The sequence below is a fragment of the Nocardia sp. NPDC059229 genome (assembly GCF_042754165.1).
Taxonomy (GTDB): Bacteria; Actinomycetota; Actinomycetes; order Mycobacteriales; family Mycobacteriaceae; genus Nocardia.
The window spans coordinates 259,157-276,530 of sequence record NZ_JBHZAK010000008.1; the positions used below are offsets into that span (position 1 = coordinate 259,157).

Consider the following 17,374-nt stretch of genomic DNA (forward strand, 5'->3'; position numbering starts at 1 on the left):
TGCCCGATTCATCGCCGCGGGTGTAGAAAGTTCGGCAGGGCCTGGATTCGAGGAGCAGGGGCCCGGATTCGAGGAGCAAGAGCATGGCGAACGTGGACTTCGAGGCGGACACCGGCCGCTACCGACGGGAATTGCTCGCGCATTGCTATCGCATGCTCGGGTCGGTACAGGACGCCGAGGATCTGGTGCAGGAGACCTACCTGCGGGCCTGGCGCGCACGCGACAGCTTCGACGAGAAGCGGGCCGGGATGCGGACCTGGCTGTACCGGATCGCGACCAATGCCTGCCTGACCGCGCTCGAACAGCGCGGCCGGCGGCCCATGCCCTCCGGACTCGGCCACGAACCCGGTGACGATCCGCGCGAGGCACTGGTGCACGGCGGGGAAATCCCTTGGCTGCAACCGATTCCGGATGCGCTGCTCGGCGATCCGTCGGAAGCCGCGGTGGCCCAGGGCAGTCTGCGGCTGGCACTGGTCGCGGCCATGCAGCAGCTGCCCGCCCGGCAGCGGGCGGTGCTGGTGCTGCGCGAGGTGCTCGACTGGCCGGCCGCCGAGGTGGCGCGGGCGCTGGACATGACCCCGGCAGCGGTGAACAGCGCGCTGCAGCGGGCTCGGAAGACGCTGAGCCAGAGCGGTATTCGCGAGGACGAGGTGTCCGAGAGCGCCGAGCAACGGGCCGTGGTCGACAGCTATGTCGCCGCGTTCCGCAATGCCGATCTGGCGGCGCTGGAGAAGCTGCTGTCCGACGACGTGATCATGGAGATGCCGCCCATGCTCAATTGGTACGTCGGGCGCGCGGACTACATCGGGTTCATGGCGCGTGCCTTCGACATCAACGGCAGTGATTGGCGCCTGGTGCCGATCGGGGCCAATGGCCAACCGGCACTGGCGGCCTACGTCCGCGACGGCGACGGGTACGCCCTGCACACCCTGCAGGTCTTCACGATTCGTGACGGCCTGGTCGCCAACCTGATCGCCTACCAGGTCGAGGAGATCTTCCGGCTCTTCGACCTGCCGGCCCGATTGCCCTGAGCCTCAGTCGTTGTCACCGGAGGACGCCAGCAGGCCGTGGTCGTGTGCGAAGGCGGCGGCCTCGGTCCGGCTGGCCACGCCGAGCTTGGTGAGAATCCTGGAGACGTGCACACCGGCGGTGTTGGCGCTGATGAACAGCTCTGCCGCCAGGCCGCGATTGCTCATGCCCTTGGCGACCAGTCGCAGCACCTCCAGCTCGCGCGGAGTGAGGCCGTGCCGGCCGGGCACGGTGCCGCCGTGCGGTTTCGGCGCTTCCGCCGTTCGCCCGGCGGTGAGGCGGGCCCGGTCGGCCAGCCGTGCGGCCCCCTCCTGCAGCGGCAGTGCACCCAGCCGCGCCGCGATCTCGGCGGCCTCGCGCACGGCCAGGTCCGCAGCCGCTCGATTCCCTTCGGCCGCATACGATTCCGCCGCGTCCAGCAGCGCGGCGGCGATCTCGTGCGGCCGCTCGACGGCGCGCCAGGCGGCGACCGCCACCGACCAGCGCGCCGCCGAACCGGTCAGCCGCGCGGTGAAGACGGCACGATAGGCGGCATCGACCGGCGACACCGCGGGCAGCGTGTCACCCAGGGCGAGCAGTTCCGCGGGCGCTCCGGCGGTTCGGGCGGCCAGCGCCACCAGCGGCCATGCGTCGTGCGGATGCGCGAACAGGGTTGCGGCACCGTCCCCTTGGGCGAGCACGCCGGCCAGCACCGCCGCCGCCCCGGTCTCGTCGCCCGCCGCCGAGTCCACGGCGCAGGTCAATGCGACGAGTTCGAGCCGATATTGCGCGGCCCACCGGCTGTCACCCAGCAACCGCCCGGCCTCGGTCGCCGCTTCCCGCGCCGCGCCGATGTTCCCTTCCGCCAGGGAGATTCGGGCGAGACACAGGGTCAACGCCGCCCGGCTGAGCGGCGGCAACTGGTCGAACTGCGTCTCGTCGACCACGGCCCGGGCCTCGTCCCAGCGGCCGAGCGCGGCGAGCGCCTGCGCCCATTTGACGAACAGGATCGGCGCGGACTCGGAGAACCGGAACGACTCGTGCGCGGCCCGCAGCCCCTGCCGGACGGCGGCGATGGCGGCGTCGTACCGCCCGGCCGCGACCAGCACCGCCGATTCCCAGGTGGCGACATCCACCACGATCCGCGCGTCCCCGGCCGCGGCGGCCGCGCGATGAGCTTCGGCGAAATGATCCAGCGCCCAGTCGGTTTCGTTCGCGGCCGCCGATTCCGGCCCGGATGAACCATCCCCCGCCACCTCCGCGGCGGCGGCCCCCGCCAGCCCGAGATGGGCGTGCGCCCGCGCCACGAGGGCGTCCGCCCCCAGTCGCTGGGCGATAACCAGCGCCGCACGGGCGTCCGACGCCGACCCGGCGGCGTCCCCTCGGAAGATCCGCGCGGAGGCCGATTGCACCAGCGCCTCCGCCCGCTCCGCACCGGCACCCGCCACCGGCAACAGCTGCAGTGCCCGCACCAGATCTGTTCCCGGTCCGGCTCCGGTGGTCCCCCGCAGGTACGCCCGCCGCCGATACATCCGCGCCACCCGCTCGACCTCGCACCGGCAGGCGTCCGCATCGGTGGCGCGCTCGCCGTCGTCCCGGCCGGCCGAGCGGCGGCCCGACCTCGACTCGGCACTTCCGGTGGCGGACTCGGCCGGGGCGATGTCGCCGGTGGGGTCGAGCAGGGCCAGCGCCGCGTCGGCGGCGGCGATGCCGCGCTCGGTCGCGCCGCAGGCCACGGCGACGTCGACGATCTGTTCCAGGACAGCCAGTTTCGTGGTGGGCAGGATCTGTTCGGCATCGGGCACCCGATCCCAGAGGACGAGGATCTGTTCGAGGAGCCGGAGGCGTTCCGGGTGGGTGGCGGGGACGGCGGTGGCGGCCGACCAGTAGGCACGCAGGGCCTGCTCCAGATCCCCGGCGGCGCGGGCGTGGCGGGCCAGGTCGGCGCGGGATTCGGCGTCGAGGGCCTCGCCGTGGGCGCGCAGCGCTGCGGCCGCACGGGCGTGCAGGCGGGTGCGCTCGCCGGGCAGCAGCCGGTCGTAGATGGCCTGGCGGATGAGGCCGTGCCGGAATTCGTAGCCGGTCTCGGTGGTGTGCAGCAGGTGGCGGTCGACCAATTCCCGTAGGGCGCGGTCCAGTTCGTCCGGGGGTAGGTCGACGATGGCGGCCAGCAGTTCGTGGTGGATCGGGGAGCCGAGGACGGCGGCCGGGGGGACCACGGCGAGAGCGTCTGCGGAGAGGCCGGATTGGAAGCCGAGCAGCAGATCGGTCAGATCGGCGGGCAGCTGGTCGGGGCACTGGCCGAGCGCCTCGACGAACAGCGGGTTGCCGCCGCTGCGTTCGAAAACCTTGGTGATGAGCCGGGGTTCGGGTTCGCGGGCGAGCAGGGCGGCGAGCTGGCGGCCCACCTCGTGGCGGGTCAGCGGGTGCAGTTCCAGCACCCGCACGCCCGGATTGCGGCGCAGTTCGGCGACCAGGCCGCGCAGCGGTCCGGCCTCGCCGGGACGGTAGGTGCCGACCAGCAGGGCGTCCGCGTCGGCGAGATTGGCGGCCAGGAAGCTCAGCAGTTCACGGCTGGCGTCATCGGCCCAGTGCAGATCCTCGAGGATGAGCACCACCGGCCGGGTCATGGCCAGTTGCTCCAGCAGCGTGAGGATTTCGCCGAACAGGCGGATGCGGTCGGCCTCCGGGGCGGCCCCACCGGTGTGAACGGCCAACTGCGGCAGCCAGTTCGCCAGCGCCGGATGCGGCGGCAGCAGCGTGGCCACTGCCTCGCCGCCGAGCTGCCGCACCAGCCCGCGCAGCACCGCCAGGAACGGCGCGTAGGCCACGCCCCCGGTCCCCAGCTCCGGGCAGCGACCGAGCAGCACCATCGCCCGAGAGTCCAAACGCTCGGTGAACTCCCCTACCAGCCGGGATTTCCCGATCCCGGCCTCCCCCGCGATCAATACCGTCTGTGTACCGGGATCACCCACCGCCTCGACCAGCGCGGACACCTCTGCCGCCCGCCCAACGAGGACACTGCTGCCGGGAAAACTCACCACTCCCCGATCATGCCGTGACTGTCACAATTCGCCCACTCGACAGGCCATTTCGCACCCCGTTCACAGCTTCGGGCGGCTTATAGTGCACGCGGCGCTAACGCGTGAGCTATCGGTATGTGGATGGGCAGGAATGAAAGTCGAGAACCCGGCAGTGGAGTCGGTGCACGGAATGTGGGCCGCGGCGGATCCCGGCGATCGCCGGCGTTGGTGGCCGGTGATCCTGTTCCTGGTCGTGGTCCTGGTGGCGGGTTTCGCGATCGCGGGATGGTTGCTCATCGGACAGTCACACCGGTCGCCGGCGGCGGCCACGCGCGCGGATCTGAACAGCGCCCGGCTGGCCCTGATCAATGCGCCCGGAGTGCACTACACCGGCCGCCTGACCGGGCAGGACGGCAAGCAGGCGACCGTGGACCTGCGGGTCACGAATGTCGGTGACGCGTCCGGGACTCTTGAATTCGCTCCTGGAAAAGCCTTGTCGTACCAGCGAATCGGCGACAAGACCTTCGTGCGGGGCAACACCGAGGCCTGGATCGCCTACGGCTTCTCCGCCGACGACGCTGCCCGTTCCGACGGCCAGCAGCTGCTCGAACCCCCGGCGATCGGCGGCCTCGACCTGCCGGCGACCCTGACTCCTTCGACCCTCGGGCGGCATCTGGACCCGAATGAGGAAGCGCACCGGCCGGTCACGGCGGGCGTGCCCATCACCATCGACGGCCACCGGTCCACCCCGATCATCAGCGGCGCCGTCACCACGTATGTGAGCTCCGGCCAGGTCGATCGAATTACCGAGCCGGCCTTCGACATCCGGGTGGCGCCCCTGAGCGCCGACGAGGTGGCCGGGCTCTACCGCGACCTCCGGACCGCGGCCGCCGCGACCGAGAACGCCACCGACTCGGAAACCAAGATCACCGTCGCGGGCGGCTGGAGCGACCCGTGCGGACCGGACTGCACCGCGATCGAAACCCTGACCAGCGCACGGCAGCCTTTCGGCGCGGCGACGATCCCCGCGTCGCACCCGGACGACATCTCCGTGTGGTACCAGATGGTGCTCAGTGTCAACGGGATCGTCATGCCCACACCGCTGTGCACCGGCGTCCAGCCGATGCCGGGAAACGGAATGGCGACGGTGTCCTGCCCGTTCACCATCGACGCGGACGGCGGCACCGTCGACGCGGTCCTGAAGAATCACCCGCTGATGGGCCGGGCCCGCGCCGACGCCCTCGTGAGCACGGTCGACAGCAATGCCGGACGCAGCCGGGACAAGACCGCATGCCCGGTAGTGCAGGTCGAGGGCACGGCGTTCTGGACCAAGCCCGGCTGCTGATCGTGCGCGGGGCCCGAAACCGAAGGGCCGCAGCCGCTGATCAGGGTGTGGCCAGGAAGCCCTCGACGGTCCGGCGCACCTTCGAGACCGCACTGTCGTCCCCCAGGCGCAGTGCGGTATTCGCCGCTGCGAGCACCGCGTCGATCTGGAAAGCCGCCAGATCGGCGTCCAGAGCGGCGATTTCGCCGTGGTCGCAGGCGTAGGACAGCTCACCGGCCAGCAGGTCCAGCCAGTCCTGCTGATTGGCCACCAGCGCGTCGCGCACCGGCCCGGGGCGGCTGTCGAATTCGGCCAGGTTCGCGGACTGGAAGCAGCCGCCCTCGAAGCAGGGGCCGGCGGCGTAGTCGATCCACAGCTCGATCAGGGCCCGCAGGCGTTCGGCGCCACGGGGTTTCGCCCGGGCGGGCCGGGTGACGGTGTCGATGAAGACCGTGCGGAAGTAGTCGATGGTGGCGAGCTGCAGGGCTTCCTTGGTGCGGAAGAGGGTTTGGATGCCCGCCTTGCTGAGGCCGGTGTCGGTGGCCAGGCGACCGAAGCTCAAGCCCTCCAGACTGTCCAGCGAGGCGATGTCCACGGCCCGGCCGAGCACCACCTTGCGGGTGCGCGAGCCGCGCAGCAGTCGCTTGTCGGTGATCTCGGTGGCGTCCGCTGCCGGAACCAGGCTTTCCATACGGCCGATCGTACTCCTGACGCGCGCCGGAAAAGGTCCTGACAATGGGCCGGCCGCGGCGGAAGCGGTCAATCGATATTGCCGCGCCAGGTGACCCACGCTACTGTTACGGGCCAGTAGGAACGCTTGCGTTCCCAGACAGCTGTGGAGGATTCGCGCATGATCAAGGAAACGCAACCCCTCACGGCCGCACCGATTTCCGGACCGCTCCGCGATGCGCGCGGCCTATCCGCCGCCCTGGTCGCGCACTTCGCCGAACACGTGGCCCGCTGCGGCACCCTGCCCGGGGACGCGCTGCGCGGGGAGGTCACCGCCGTCACCCGCACCTGCCTGGAACTCGCGGCCGGGGTGCTGGAGGGCCGTGACGTGAGCGCCAAGGTCGAACGGCTGCAGCGCGCGGGCGCGGACTGGGCGCGCGAGGGTATTCCCATCGGGACCATCCACCGCGCCGTGCACGACGGCTTCGCCGTGGGTTTCGATCTCATCGTGGACGCCACCGGACCCGAGGACTACGCCCGGCTCGCGGTCACCGCGCGCCGGCTGTTCGAGGTGCTGGCCATCGTGGATTCGGCGTTCGCGGTGTCCTATGTGCGCGAGCACCGGGCGGTGGTGGCCGAGCATCACACCGCGGTGCACACGGTGGCGTCGGCCCTGCTGGCCGGGCATCCCGCCTCGACCATGGCCCGCGCCGGCGGCATCGAGATCGACGAGTCGTATTACGTCCTGGCACTGAGCATTCCGTCGCATCCGGGCGAGGACGATCCCCGGGTGGACGGTGAGGTGGTGGCCCGCCGCAAGCTGCGGCGGGTCCAGTCCGAGCTGGCCCGCGGCGGTCGGGGCCGGGCGCTGTCACTGCTCAGCGCCGACGGCGGCACTGTGCTGCTGCCCGCGGCCGACGTGACGCCCGCCGAGATCGGCGACCTGGTCGACGGATTGTCCACGGCCGCACAGGTTCCGGTGACCGCCACCGTCATCCACACCGAGACGCACCGCATTCCGGAGGCCGCCGAGCAGGCGCACGAGCTGCTGGACATGGTGCACCGCCTGGAGTGCGCGCCCGGCCTGCACCGCTTCGACGACCTGGCCATGGAGTACCAGCTGACCCGGCCGGGCCCGGCCCGCGAATACCTCGGCACCCTGCTCGATCCGCTGGACGCCTACCCGGAACTGCTGGAAACCCTACGCCGCCATATCGGCAACGACCTGAGCCGACGGCATACGGCGCGCGTGCTGGGCGTGCACACCAATACCGTCGACAATCGGCTCAAACGGATCGGGCAGCTCACCGGATTCGATCCGGCCCAGCCGTCCGGGCTGTGGTACCTGCGGTCCGCGCTGGTGGCCCGCAGCTACCGGAAGTCCGAGCGGGTGCGGATCGGGCGGCCGGACACCATGGTCGCCAGCAGCGCGGCGAAGTGACGGTGCTCGGACAGCGCGCGCCGCGAGGCGGCCACCGACCAGACGGTGCGCACCTCCGACGGCGGCAGCGGGCGGTCGGCCAGGCGGTCGGCCAGCCAGTCCACCATCACCGGAATCGCGATGAACTGCAAGGGAAGATGCGTGCTGAGCCGGTCGCGCAGATAGCGGACATGCGCGCCGCGCGCGTGATAGCGCCGCACGTGCGCATCGACATCGGCGACCGCGATCACCTCGTCATTGACGCCCTGGACCACGAACAGCGGCATGGCGGGCGCCTGCGCGCCCGGCTGGATGTCGTCGAGCACCGCCCGCATCTCGGGCCGGGTCAGCAGCGCGCCGAGGCCACCTTTGATGTGCCGGTTGGCATTTCGCCCGGCATAGCGGGCCAGCAGTGGGAACGTCGCGATCGATTCGGCGCGGTCGAGCAGTTCGAGGTACTCCGCCGACACCAGGCCCTGGACGCAGCCATCGAGTTCCGGGTAGGCGCGGCGCAGCCCGGAGGTGAACACCATCGCGAATCCCGCGAAGGGAGAACCGTTCAGGCGCACGAAGGCCGAGGCAGGATCGCCCACGGGTGAGCCCGCGACCGCGCCCACGATATCGAGTTCGGGGGCGTAGCTCGCGGCGAGTTCGGCCGCCCACACCGTGGCCAGACCGCCACCGGAGTAGCCCCACAGGCCGATTCGAGTACGCGGATGCAGACCCAGCGGTGCGAAGCGCAGGGCGGCGCGCAGGCCGTCGAGGGCGCGGTGGCCGGGCTCGCGGGCCGCGCCGAAGTGGCCGTTGATGCCCTCGTGGTCGGGCACCGAGACCGCCCAGCCGCGGGCCAGTGCGGCGGCGATGAGCGGGAACTCCACCTGCGGGATGGCGCCCAGCGCGCGGGCGCGGTGCTGTAAAGCGTAGGAGGGGAAGCATTTCGGCGCGACGGCGTCGATGGCGCACTGGAACGACACCAGCGGGCGGTCAGCGGACGGTTCCGCGTCCCAGGGCAGCAGGACGGTGGTGACCGCCGCCTCCGGCCGGCCGTTGAGATCGGTGCTGCGGTACAGCAATTGCCAGGCTCGGACGCGCTGCGGAATGCGCCCGAACAGGCCGAGCCGCACCGGCCGCGACCGCAGGATCGTGCCCGGCGCAACCGATCCCGGGTCGATCGGCGAACGGTAGAACGGATCCTGACCGGGTAGCAGGGGATGCCCGCGCGGCGGGTCGGATTCCATTGTGAAACTGCCGGTTTCGACGGCATCGCCGATCGTCATCGTGATCCTTTCGGAGAGAAGCCAGAGGGCCGGGGCAAGTCCCCGGCCTCCCTCGTGCTGGTGATTCGGGAGCGAGAGCCCCCGGACGTCGCTCAGATGTGCCCGCTGCCGCCGATCATCCAGGGGTTGAAGGTGCAGACCAGGTCGGGATGGGCGGCCGGGTCCAGGGCGTGCAGCGCGATGGAGGCCGCCCGGGGCGAATACACGATGGTGAGGTGATCGGAGACGTCCTCGGGGCAATCCTCTTGCAGCGTGATGTTTTCCACGGGGGCGTCGGGGCCCGGGGTGAGGAAGGTCCACTCGTAGGGGTTGGAGATCTCGTCGTGAGTGGTGCCGACGGCGGTGTACGCCACGCCGGGCACGGTGTCGCCGTCGGCATTCAGCTTGGCATAGAACGGCGAGCCGAGGACCTGCTCGGTATTGGCCTGGCCGATCAGCGGCTCGTAGAAGCCGAGGATGTTCAGGCCGAGATCGGTGATGATGCGCCCGAGGGTGGCGATGCCGAGCAGCGAGGTGCCGTGGGTGGTCGCGCCGAAGCTGATGACCTTGCCGACTTTCCCGAGGCCGCCCTCGAATTTCAGGTACTGGCTGGTGACCGGTCCGCCCTGGGAGTGGGCGATCACATCGACCGCGGGCGCGCCGGTGGCGGCCAGCACCCGATCGATGAACTGACCGAGCTGCCGGGCGGAGTCCTCCATCGGCCCGACACCGTAGCGGCCCGGCAGGATCGGCCCGACACCGCCGCCGGCCAGCGGCGTCTCACGGCCGAAATTGAAGGCGTAGACGCAGAATCCGGCGCGGGCGACCTGCGGGGACAGGAACGAGAAGCTGTCGTAGGTATTGAGCCAGGTGCCGTGCACCAGCACCACGGGGTTGGGATGCTCCGGGGTCGGCTTGCAGTTCCAGTCGTTGGATCCGGGCGGCGCGGCATCCGGGTGGGTCAGGCCGTAGCCGAAAGCGGCCAGGAAGGACGACATCTCCGGGCCCACGCCGACGGTGTCGGAGGCGGTGCTGACGGTCGCCGAGCCGGAACTGCTGCCGGAGTCGGCGACCGAATCCGGCTCGGAGCGCGCCACACCGGTCGAGAACGCGACAGCGAAGGCGGTGGCACTGGCGAATACAGCACTGCCGAGGGTACGGATGGTCGGCCTCATGAAATCTCCTACTGCGTCCGGCGGATCCGACCGAACGCGTCGAATCCGATTGCGACCGTAGGAGCGTGCTGTGGCCCGTGTCACGTGCGCTGTGCCAGGTGACAGCGCGGCCCGGCGTGGATGCCGGGCGATTGTGGCGACCAACAGCCGTCAGGGGGCGGGTGTGCTCACAATGGCCATGGCCGTGCGGGTGAACAACGGCGCCAGTTCGGGCAGCGCCTGGGCGCCCTTGGTGTGCAGGCAGGCGCGCACCCGATCGTCGATGCCGCCGAGCAGCATGTCGACCAGCTGCCGATCGGGTTCGGCGGTCAGATCGCCGTCACGCACGCCGACCCGGGCCACCGCCATGATGTAGTCCGCGAATCGCTCGTGGACGCGCAGCCGGTGTTCCACCAATCCCGGTCCGGCCGCGAGGGTTTCGACATACAGCGCGCGGGCCGCGCCGGGCTGCATGGACAGCACGCCGAGATAGATCTCGAAGGAAATCCGCACCCGGTCGGCGAAATTCACACCCTCGAGGCCGGTGACGGTCTCCTGCAACTGTTCCAGCGCCGCGCCGACCGCGAGATCGTATGCGGCGGCGAAACATTCGTCCTTCCCGCCGAATACGGCGTAGAAGGTGCGGCGCGCCACCTGCGCCCGGGTCACGATATCGGCGACCGTGGTGGCCGCGAAGCCGAGCTCACCCACCGCCTCCAGCACGGCGGTGCACAGGCGCCGGTACTGCGAGGCCTCCACCTGTTCGCGGGTCAGCCCGTGCCGGCCACGCGGCAGCGGTCCCGGTTCACCGATGGTTTCCACACTCACGTCCCCAGAATAGGTTTCCACGTCACCGAGCGACTAACGGTCCGGCCAATACCAGGGCGGTTCATCCGCTGTTTCCTGTCCCGCCACCGTCGTCACGCCTTCCTGTTTGAGCAATTCGATCATGGTCGCGTCGTCGGCGTACTCGTCGATGACGCCGATCAGTTCGTCCGAATGGCTCACCACCACGAGCTGGGTGTCCTCGGCGGCGCGGGCGATGAGCCGGCCCAGCGGGGCGAGCAGCTCCGGATGCAAGCTGGTCTCGGGCTCGTTGAGCACCAGCAGCTGGGGCGGGCGCGGGGACAGCAGAGCGGCGGCCAGCAGCAGGTAGCGCAGGGTACCGTCGGACAGTTCCGGCGCGGCCAGGGGGCGGAAGAGCTTGGGCTGGTGCAGCAGCAGTTCGAAGCGGCCGTCACGATTCACGATCTCGACGCGGCTGCCCGGAAAGGCGTGGTCCACGGTCTCGGCCAGCGCCCCGGCGTCACCGATCTCGAGGATGGTCCGCAGGGCCGCGGCCACATCCGCGCCGTCGTGGGCCAGGGCCAGGGTGCGGGTGCCGATCTGTGGTGCACGCGCGGGGGCCGCGGCGTCGGTGCGCAAATGGTCGTAGAAGCGCCACGAGCGAATGCGCTCGCGCAGCGCGAGCAGGTCCGGCGCGCGTTGCGGATCGGCCAGCTCGGACAGCATGGAGTCGTACGGTTTCATCGGGTGCGGGACCATGCCCCAGCCGCCGGCCTCGTCGCGCAGGCGAACCACGGGTCCGCCGCGATCGGCGAGCACGGTCGAAGGGCGCAGCACGGGACCGGCCCAGGCGGCCTCGGATTTGATCTCGGGGTCGGCATTGAACATCGATTGGCCCGGAATCGGCAGGCCCAGTTCGGCGGCGTAGCCGAAGTCCTCGCCCGCGAAGCCGACCCGGAGTACGAGCGGGGTGTTCGGTCCGGAGCGGCCGGGTCCGGCGAAGATGGTCGATTCGAGCCCGCCCTCGCGGGCCAGGCCGGCGACCGCGCCATTGCGGGCGAAGTCGGCCAGCAGGCGCAGGACGCGGTAGAGGCTGGATTTGCCGCTGCCATTGGCGCCGGTGACCACGTTCAGGCGGCCGAGCGGCACCCGCAGTTTGCGCAGGGACCGGTAGTTCTCCACGGCCAACGTGGTCAGCATGGGGTCCAGCGTATTAGCTACCAACCGGTCTCGATCAGTCAGTGAGTCCGGCCCGCCACTCCCGATAGGCCGACCGCGAGCACACCGCGCAGGGGCGATAGCCGGCCGCGACCGCGGTGGCCTCGTCGGCGAAGAAGACCCGGTGGGCGGTGTAGCCGCCGCGGGCGAGGGCACGCAGCGCGGCCGGACAGTCCAGGCGGCCGTAGATCTTCAGGCGCCGATGGCCGCCCAGGACGCCGGGGGTCCGGCTGGCATACGGGCGGCCGTCCGCGCCGAGCAGGGTGTACGCCATCGCCCTCCCCCCTCAGGCGTCGTGGAAGACCAGGCCCAGGGTGTGGCGCTTACCGGACCGCACCAGGCTCACCCCGTGCCGCATGGGCGCGGCCGACCAGCCGCGCGTGCCGCGCACCGGGCGATCGCGGGTGGTGAAGATCAGGCCGTGCCCCTGCGGCAGCGCCATGGCCGCGCCGCGGGATTGCGCGCGCGGGCGCTGCTCGACCATGAGGAATTCACCACCGGTGTAGTCCACGCCCGGTGCGTCCAGGCCGATCACGACCTGGAGCGGAAACACCATGTCACCGAACAGGTCCCGGTGCAGGGCATTCCAGTCGCCGGGACCGTAGCGCAGCAGGATCTGCGAGCCCTTCACCTGACCGGCCCGATGACACTGGGCGATCCACTCGTCCAGGCGTTCCCGCCAGGTGCCGGGCCGGCCCAGCCGGGCGGCCCAATCCCGGGCTATCGGAAGCAGTTTCGGATACAGAGCCCACCGCAGCTCGGCCACGATCTCCGGGAGGTCATGGGTGAAGTAGCGGTATTCGCCCGAGCCGAAGCGGTGGCGGGCCATGTCGACCGTCGAGCGGAAATGCTCCTCCTCGTCGTAAAGCCCTGCGAGGGTCCGGCATTCGGCGGCGGTGAGCAGCGGACCGGTGAGCGCGTGGCCGTGGTCGTCGAGCTCACCGGCCAGGGCCGCCCATTCCTGCTGGGCGACCCGGCCGGCCCACACCGAGCCGAGGGCGGCGGTGGTCATGCCGCCCGCTCGAGGTCCAGCAGTTGCTGCTTACGCTCCACTCCCCCGGCGTAGCCGGTGAGCGAGCCGTCGGACCCGATCACGCGGTGACAGGGTCGCACGATCAGCAGCGGATTCGCGCCGATGGCCGAACCCACCGCGCGCACGGCTGCCCTGGGCGCGCCGATGCGCGCCGCGATCTCCCCGTAGGTGGTGGTGGTCCCGTAGGGGATCTCCTCCAGGGCACTCCACACGCGCCGCTGGAAATCGGTTCCGGCGCTGCCGAATCGGAGATCGAACTCACTCCGCTCCCCGGCGAAGTAGGCGGTCAGCTGCCCCACCACCTCGGCGAACGCTTCGGCGTCCGCAGTCCACTCCCCCTCCACGAGCATGCTCTTGCTCCCGGCCATCGACACCGCGGTCAGTTCCACCGAGTCGCCACGCAGCTCCCCTACCAGCAGCAACTCGCCAACCGGGCTGGCCATCGTGGTGTACACGCGCATCGCTTCCTCCTTCGTCGTCTTCTCTCTTCCTCACCTACTCTGGCCCAGCCGATCCCCGATGACCGGCGGGAATCAGCCATCGCGTTGGCGGCATTCGGACAGACGTCAGCCGGGCCCGCGGCCCGGAACGGGAACATTTGTCCAATACCTCCGGCGGCGCGCCGCCGATGCTGAGGGGCATGTTCAGATACGACAGGACTGACACGAACCGGGCGGGCGAGGGCGAGCGGCCGCCGTTGGGTATCCGGCTGCTGCACGCCCTGCGCAAGGACCCGGATTGGGAGACGCTGACGGCGGCGGAGTTGGCCACACACAGTGAGGCGGCCAATCGTCTCTTCGGGTCGCGGGCACTGCGGGTGATCACCGGTTTTCCGAAGCGCGGCACCACTATTGATTGGGAGGAGGTGGCGCTGGGTGATCGCGTGATCCCGGTCCGGGTGTACCGGCCGTCGGGCGAACGCGGCGGCACGCTGCCACTGGTGGTTCACGTCCACGGTGGCGGGTTCGCGGGGACGGCGGCGCAATGCGATTGGGGGAACAGTCATCTCGCGGCGCGGCTGCCCGCGGTCGTCGTGTCGGTCGAGCATCGCCTGCTCGCGCCGGGGATTCCGCTGTCGGCGGCCGCCGACGACGGCTGGGATGTGCTGCGGCACATCGTGAATCACGCCGGAGAATGGGGAGTCGACCCCGCACGGGTGGCCGTCGCCGGGGAGAGCACCGGCGCATTGATCACCGCGCTGTCCGCGATCCGCGCCAAGACGTCCGGCCTGACGCTGCGGGCACAGGTATTGGTCAACCCCGCGAGCGATCTGGCCGGGTCGTTCGATGACTACGCGTCGATCTCCCGGTACGCGGACAGTCCGACGCTCAGCCTGCCGAAGCTGAACCTGTTCCGGCAGTTGGCCGTACCGCCCGGCTCCGATCCTCGTGCGGTATCGCCTCTGTATGCCGACGACCTCGGTGGGCTTGCCCCGGCGCTGGTGGTGGTGCCGATCCTGGACCCGCTGGCAGACCAGGGCCGACGCTATGCCGAGCGGCTGCGCGAGTCCGGTACGCCCGCACAGCTTTCCGAGTATCCCGGCGCGACACACGCGTTCATCACGATGCCCGGCCTGGTTCCACAGGCCAGAGCGGCGCGCGCGGAGATCACCCGCTTCCTCCGCGACCACTTCGCCGGATCGCAAATTCGACAGGCAAACTTGCAAGTTTGACTTTGTTTGTGGCACTCTGGGCCGGTGAGCGCGAACGGAGAGGACAGGTCGGCCGCAGCAGTGGCCGCCGCCGCGAGCGAACTGCGAGTGGCCGCAAGTCGGCTGCTGCGGCAGTTGCGGACGGCCCGGGCCGGAATCGAGATGACGCCCTCCCAGGCCGTGGCACTGAGCCGGCTCGGACACGAGGGGCCGATGTCGGTCGCCGATCTGGCGCGGGCCGAGCGGGTGCGGCCGCAGTCCATGCGCACCACCCTCGCCGTGCTGGAGGAGCGCGGGCTGGTGGTGCGCGCGCCGCATCCGACCGATCAGCGGCAGGTGCTGCTGTCACTGTCCGAGGCGGGACAGCGGTTGCTGCGGCTGGCGCACGACGCCAAGGAAGACTGGCTGGCCACCGCGATCACGACCAAACTCTCTCCCGGCGAACAGGATTCGCTCATCGCCGCGATCCCGCTGCTCGCCCGGCTCACCGAAGACTGACCGGAATCACCGCTCCCAGAGAAGGATTGCACCTTGACCGACACCCTGCTCGATCCCAACACCGCTCTGGTCCTTATCGACCTGCAGCGCGGTATCGTCGCCGCCCCCACCCAGCCCTACCCCGCGGACGAGGTGGTGCGCCGGGGAACCGAGCTGGCCAAGGCCTTCCGCGACAAGGGCCTGCCGGTCGTCCTGGTGCGCGTCACCTTCGCCGCGGACGGCAGCGACATGCCGCCCGGCCGCACCATGCAGCCCGCCGGCGCGTTCACCCCGCCGCCCGGCTGGGACGAGCTCCTCTACGAACTCGACATCCAGCCCACCGATATCCGGATCACCAAGCGCCAGTGGGGCGCCTTCCACGGCACCGACCTCGACCTCCACCTGCGCCGCCGCGGCGTCACCGCCATCGTCCTGGGCGGCATCGCCACCAGCATCGGCGTCGAATCCACCGCCCGCGCCGCCCACGAACACGGCTACCACGTCATCGTCGCCACCGACGCCGCCGCCGACCGCGACCCCGCCGCCCACACCCACTCCGTCGAGAAGATCTTCCCCCGTCTCGGCGTCACCGCCACCACCGAGGAAGTCCTGGACGCCGTCACCAAGCTCTGACCGTATCAGGAGCATCCAGCAACCAAGATCAGGGAGCTCACTGCGGAAATCTGTCCGACTTCCCTCGCTGAGAGCTCCCTGATCTTGTTGCCGACTGCGCACTGAGGTCCCGGGCTGCCGATGGATCGGGGCGAAAACGGTTGTCGCAGTGGGTCTGGCGGGGATGTACGTTCGGCTCATGGGGAGTCCGATCGAAATACTTCGAGCACACAGGTTTCGGCGTTGGGTTGCGATTCTGGCCGGGCTGCTGGCTGCGTCGTCGGTGGCGGCGTTGGTGCCGGGCTGGTGGTGCGGGCGGGATGCCGATGCGTGGTTCGATGGGGATTCGGGGCGGGTGCGTGGGCTTGCGGAGGAGTTGGTGGCGTTCGAGCATGCCGATGATCATCTGCGGGAGGGCGGCGCGGGTGAGGAGATCACCGGGATGTGGGGACTGCTCGCGCATCAGATGACCGCCCTGGGGTTGGCTCAGGTGTGTCTGACGCACCCGGAATGGCGGGAACGGTTCGCGCCCATCGCGACTCGTGCAGCCGCGAAGAGTCTGCGGCCGGAGATGCGGGACGTGTTCACCGCGGCCTGGAACGGCGAGGATGGGCTGGCGGTTCCGGACAGTCCGCACGGGCACGCGTATCTCTCGTATCCCGCGCTCGCGCTCGGGATGGCGCGACTGGTCGACCCGGCGTTCCCGCCCAACCTCGCAGCCCAGGATGACGCACTGGTCGCCTCCTACGAGCGCCGCCTGCTCGCCTCGCCCACCGCTTTGCTGGAAACCTTTCCAGGCGAGGCCTATCCCACCGATGTGGCGGCGGTCGCCGCAGCCATCGCGGTGCACGGCCGGGCGACCGGCGTCGACCACACGGCGGTGCTCGCCCATTGGGCGCAACAGGTCCGCGCGGTCCAGATCGATCGAGGCACCGGACTGCTGGTGCAGCGCATGGGAGTCGACGCGCACGCGCACGATGCCCCACGCGCCTCGGGAACCGGGTTGGGGGCCTATTTCGCCGGTTTCGCGAACCGCGCACTCGCCGAGGAGTTGGCGACCGGACTGTTCCACCAGGAGCGAAACATCCTGGGTTTCAGCGCCATCCACGAGTACGGCCAGGCTTCCGATGGCATCGGCGACATCGACAGCGGTCCGGTCATACTCGGAATATCGGTCTCGGCCACCGGCTTCGCGCTCGCCCCGGCCCGCGCCTTCGGCCACCGCGGCATCTTCACCCGCCTGTTCCGCACCACCGACCTCGCCGGCCTCCCCCTGCGCAGCGGCAACCGCCTGCGTTTCGCCAACGGGGGCGTGATCGGCAGCGCCCTCCTACTCGCCTTCCTCACCTCCGGCCCGGAGCTCGCCGCATGAGAATTCCCGCCACCCAGTGGCTGCGCGCGGGATGGCGTCTCATCCGGCTCCCGCTGATCCCGATCGTCCTGTACCTCGCCCTGCGCCCCGTCCTGGCGGCACTGTCGGAGCGACATGGATTCGGCTCCCCCGACGGCATGAGCGTGGACTATCTGGCGGTCGCCGCCACCCTGATGGCGCTGCGCATCGTGTTGCTGGTGATCGTGCCCGCCTACCTCTCGTACCGCGTTGTGGCATACACGGTTACGCGCCTCCTACGCCGAGGCGATTCGCAGAACCAGTCCGAAGCTGTCGACCGGTCGCCGGATGCGATCACGGCGAACAACAGCAACCAGCAATCGTGAGCGCGGTCCGAGTATCTGCGAGGGAGG

At 70.3% G+C, this 17,374-nt stretch carries 17 protein-coding genes; 8 read left to right on the top strand and 9 right to left on the bottom strand.

Annotated elements, in window-relative coordinates; translation table 11 throughout:
• Positions 1-41: 41 nt before the first annotated feature.
• A complete protein-coding gene (locus ACFXHE_RS20595; protein ID WP_379385393.1) occupies positions 42-1,031 on the top strand; it encodes a sigma-70 family RNA polymerase sigma factor in 990 nt (329 codons plus the stop codon).
• A gap of 3 nt (positions 1,032-1,034) precedes the next feature.
• Here ACFXHE_RS20595 and ACFXHE_RS20600 read toward each other — a convergent pair whose 3' ends face one another.
• Positions 1,035-4,052 (bottom strand): helix-turn-helix transcriptional regulator, encoded by a 3,018-nt coding sequence (locus ACFXHE_RS20600; protein ID WP_379385225.1) that lies wholly within the window; start codon positions 4,050-4,052, stop codon positions 1,035-1,037.
• Between the two features lie 130 nt (positions 4,053-4,182).
• Here ACFXHE_RS20600 and ACFXHE_RS20605 point away from each other — a divergent pair, with 130 nt between their 5' ends.
• A complete protein-coding gene (locus ACFXHE_RS20605; RefSeq protein ID WP_379385227.1) occupies positions 4,183-5,376 on the top strand; it encodes a hypothetical protein in 1,194 nt (397 codons plus the stop codon).
• 40 nt (positions 5,377-5,416) lie between these two features.
• Here ACFXHE_RS20605 and ACFXHE_RS20610 read toward each other — a convergent pair whose 3' ends face one another.
• The gene (locus tag ACFXHE_RS20610) at positions 5,417-6,046 is read right to left on the bottom strand and encodes a TetR/AcrR family transcriptional regulator (RefSeq protein ID WP_379385229.1); all 630 of its coding nucleotides are present in this window, start codon (positions 6,044-6,046) and stop codon (positions 5,417-5,419) included.
• A 159-nt stretch (positions 6,047-6,205) separates the two neighbouring features.
• Between ACFXHE_RS20610 and ACFXHE_RS20615 the strand changes: the two genes are divergently transcribed.
• Entirely contained in the window at positions 6,206-7,465 is a 1,260-nt protein-coding gene (locus ACFXHE_RS20615; protein ID WP_379385231.1) for a PucR family transcriptional regulator, read from the top strand.
• On the opposite strand, the gene ACFXHE_RS20620 is transcribed toward ACFXHE_RS20615, so the two are convergent.
• The 7 genes from ACFXHE_RS20620 to ACFXHE_RS20650 form a co-directional block, all read right to left on the bottom strand.
• A complete protein-coding gene (locus ACFXHE_RS20620; protein ID WP_379385233.1) occupies positions 7,396-8,721 on the bottom strand; it encodes a lipase family protein in 1,326 nt (441 codons plus the stop codon). The two genes, ACFXHE_RS20615 and ACFXHE_RS20620, sit on opposite strands and share 70 nt — an antisense overlap.
• Positions 8,722-8,813: 92 nt before the next feature.
• The gene (locus ACFXHE_RS20625) at positions 8,814-9,875 is read right to left on the bottom strand and encodes an esterase/lipase family protein (RefSeq protein WP_379385235.1); all 1,062 of its coding nucleotides are present in this window, start codon (positions 9,873-9,875) and stop codon (positions 8,814-8,816) included.
• A gap of 150 nt (positions 9,876-10,025) precedes the next feature.
• The gene (locus tag ACFXHE_RS20630) at positions 10,026-10,682 is read right to left on the bottom strand and encodes a TetR/AcrR family transcriptional regulator (RefSeq protein ID WP_379385237.1); all 657 of its coding nucleotides are present in this window, start codon (positions 10,680-10,682) and stop codon (positions 10,026-10,028) included.
• A gap of 33 nt (positions 10,683-10,715) precedes the next feature.
• The gene (locus ACFXHE_RS20635; RefSeq protein ID WP_379385239.1) at positions 10,716-11,840 is read right to left on the bottom strand and encodes an AAA family ATPase; all 1,125 of its coding nucleotides are present in this window, start codon (positions 11,838-11,840) and stop codon (positions 10,716-10,718) included.
• 34 nt (positions 11,841-11,874) lie between these two features.
• Positions 11,875-12,132 (bottom strand): Ada metal-binding domain-containing protein, encoded by a 258-nt coding sequence (locus tag ACFXHE_RS20640; RefSeq protein ID WP_379385241.1) that lies wholly within the window; start codon positions 12,130-12,132, stop codon positions 11,875-11,877.
• A 12-nt stretch (positions 12,133-12,144) separates the two neighbouring features.
• Positions 12,145-12,870, bottom strand: coding sequence for a 2OG-Fe(II) oxygenase (locus ACFXHE_RS20645; RefSeq protein ID WP_379385243.1), 726 nt, complete (start codon positions 12,868-12,870; stop codon positions 12,145-12,147).
• Positions 12,867-13,352 carry a methylated-DNA--[protein]-cysteine S-methyltransferase gene (locus ACFXHE_RS20650; protein ID WP_379385245.1) on the bottom strand — a complete coding sequence of 162 codons (486 nt, stop codon included), beginning with the start codon at positions 13,350-13,352 and terminating at the stop codon, positions 12,867-12,869. Before ACFXHE_RS20650 ends, ACFXHE_RS20645 begins: the two co-directional genes overlap by 4 nt.
• A gap of 137 nt (positions 13,353-13,489) precedes the next feature.
• Here ACFXHE_RS20650 and ACFXHE_RS20655 point away from each other — a divergent pair, with 137 nt between their 5' ends.
• From ACFXHE_RS20655 to ACFXHE_RS20675, 5 genes are all read left to right on the top strand, one after another.
• A complete protein-coding gene (locus ACFXHE_RS20655) occupies positions 13,490-14,563 on the top strand; it encodes an alpha/beta hydrolase (RefSeq protein ID WP_379385246.1) in 1,074 nt (357 codons plus the stop codon).
• A gap of 24 nt (positions 14,564-14,587) precedes the next feature.
• A complete protein-coding gene (locus ACFXHE_RS20660; protein ID WP_379385248.1) occupies positions 14,588-15,040 on the top strand; it encodes a MarR family winged helix-turn-helix transcriptional regulator in 453 nt (150 codons plus the stop codon).
• 33 nt (positions 15,041-15,073) lie between these two features.
• Positions 15,074-15,652, top strand: a complete 579-nt coding sequence (locus tag ACFXHE_RS20665) for a hydrolase (protein WP_379385250.1) — start codon at positions 15,074-15,076, stop codon at positions 15,650-15,652.
• A gap of 178 nt (positions 15,653-15,830) precedes the next feature.
• Positions 15,831-17,003, top strand: a complete 1,173-nt coding sequence (locus tag ACFXHE_RS20670) for a hypothetical protein (RefSeq protein ID WP_379385252.1) — start codon at positions 15,831-15,833, stop codon at positions 17,001-17,003.
• Positions 17,000-17,347 (top strand): hypothetical protein, encoded by a 348-nt coding sequence (locus tag ACFXHE_RS20675; protein ID WP_379385254.1) that lies wholly within the window; start codon positions 17,000-17,002, stop codon positions 17,345-17,347. The genes ACFXHE_RS20670 and ACFXHE_RS20675 overlap by 4 nt, the downstream gene beginning before the upstream one ends.
• Positions 17,348-17,374: the final 27 nt, after the last annotated feature.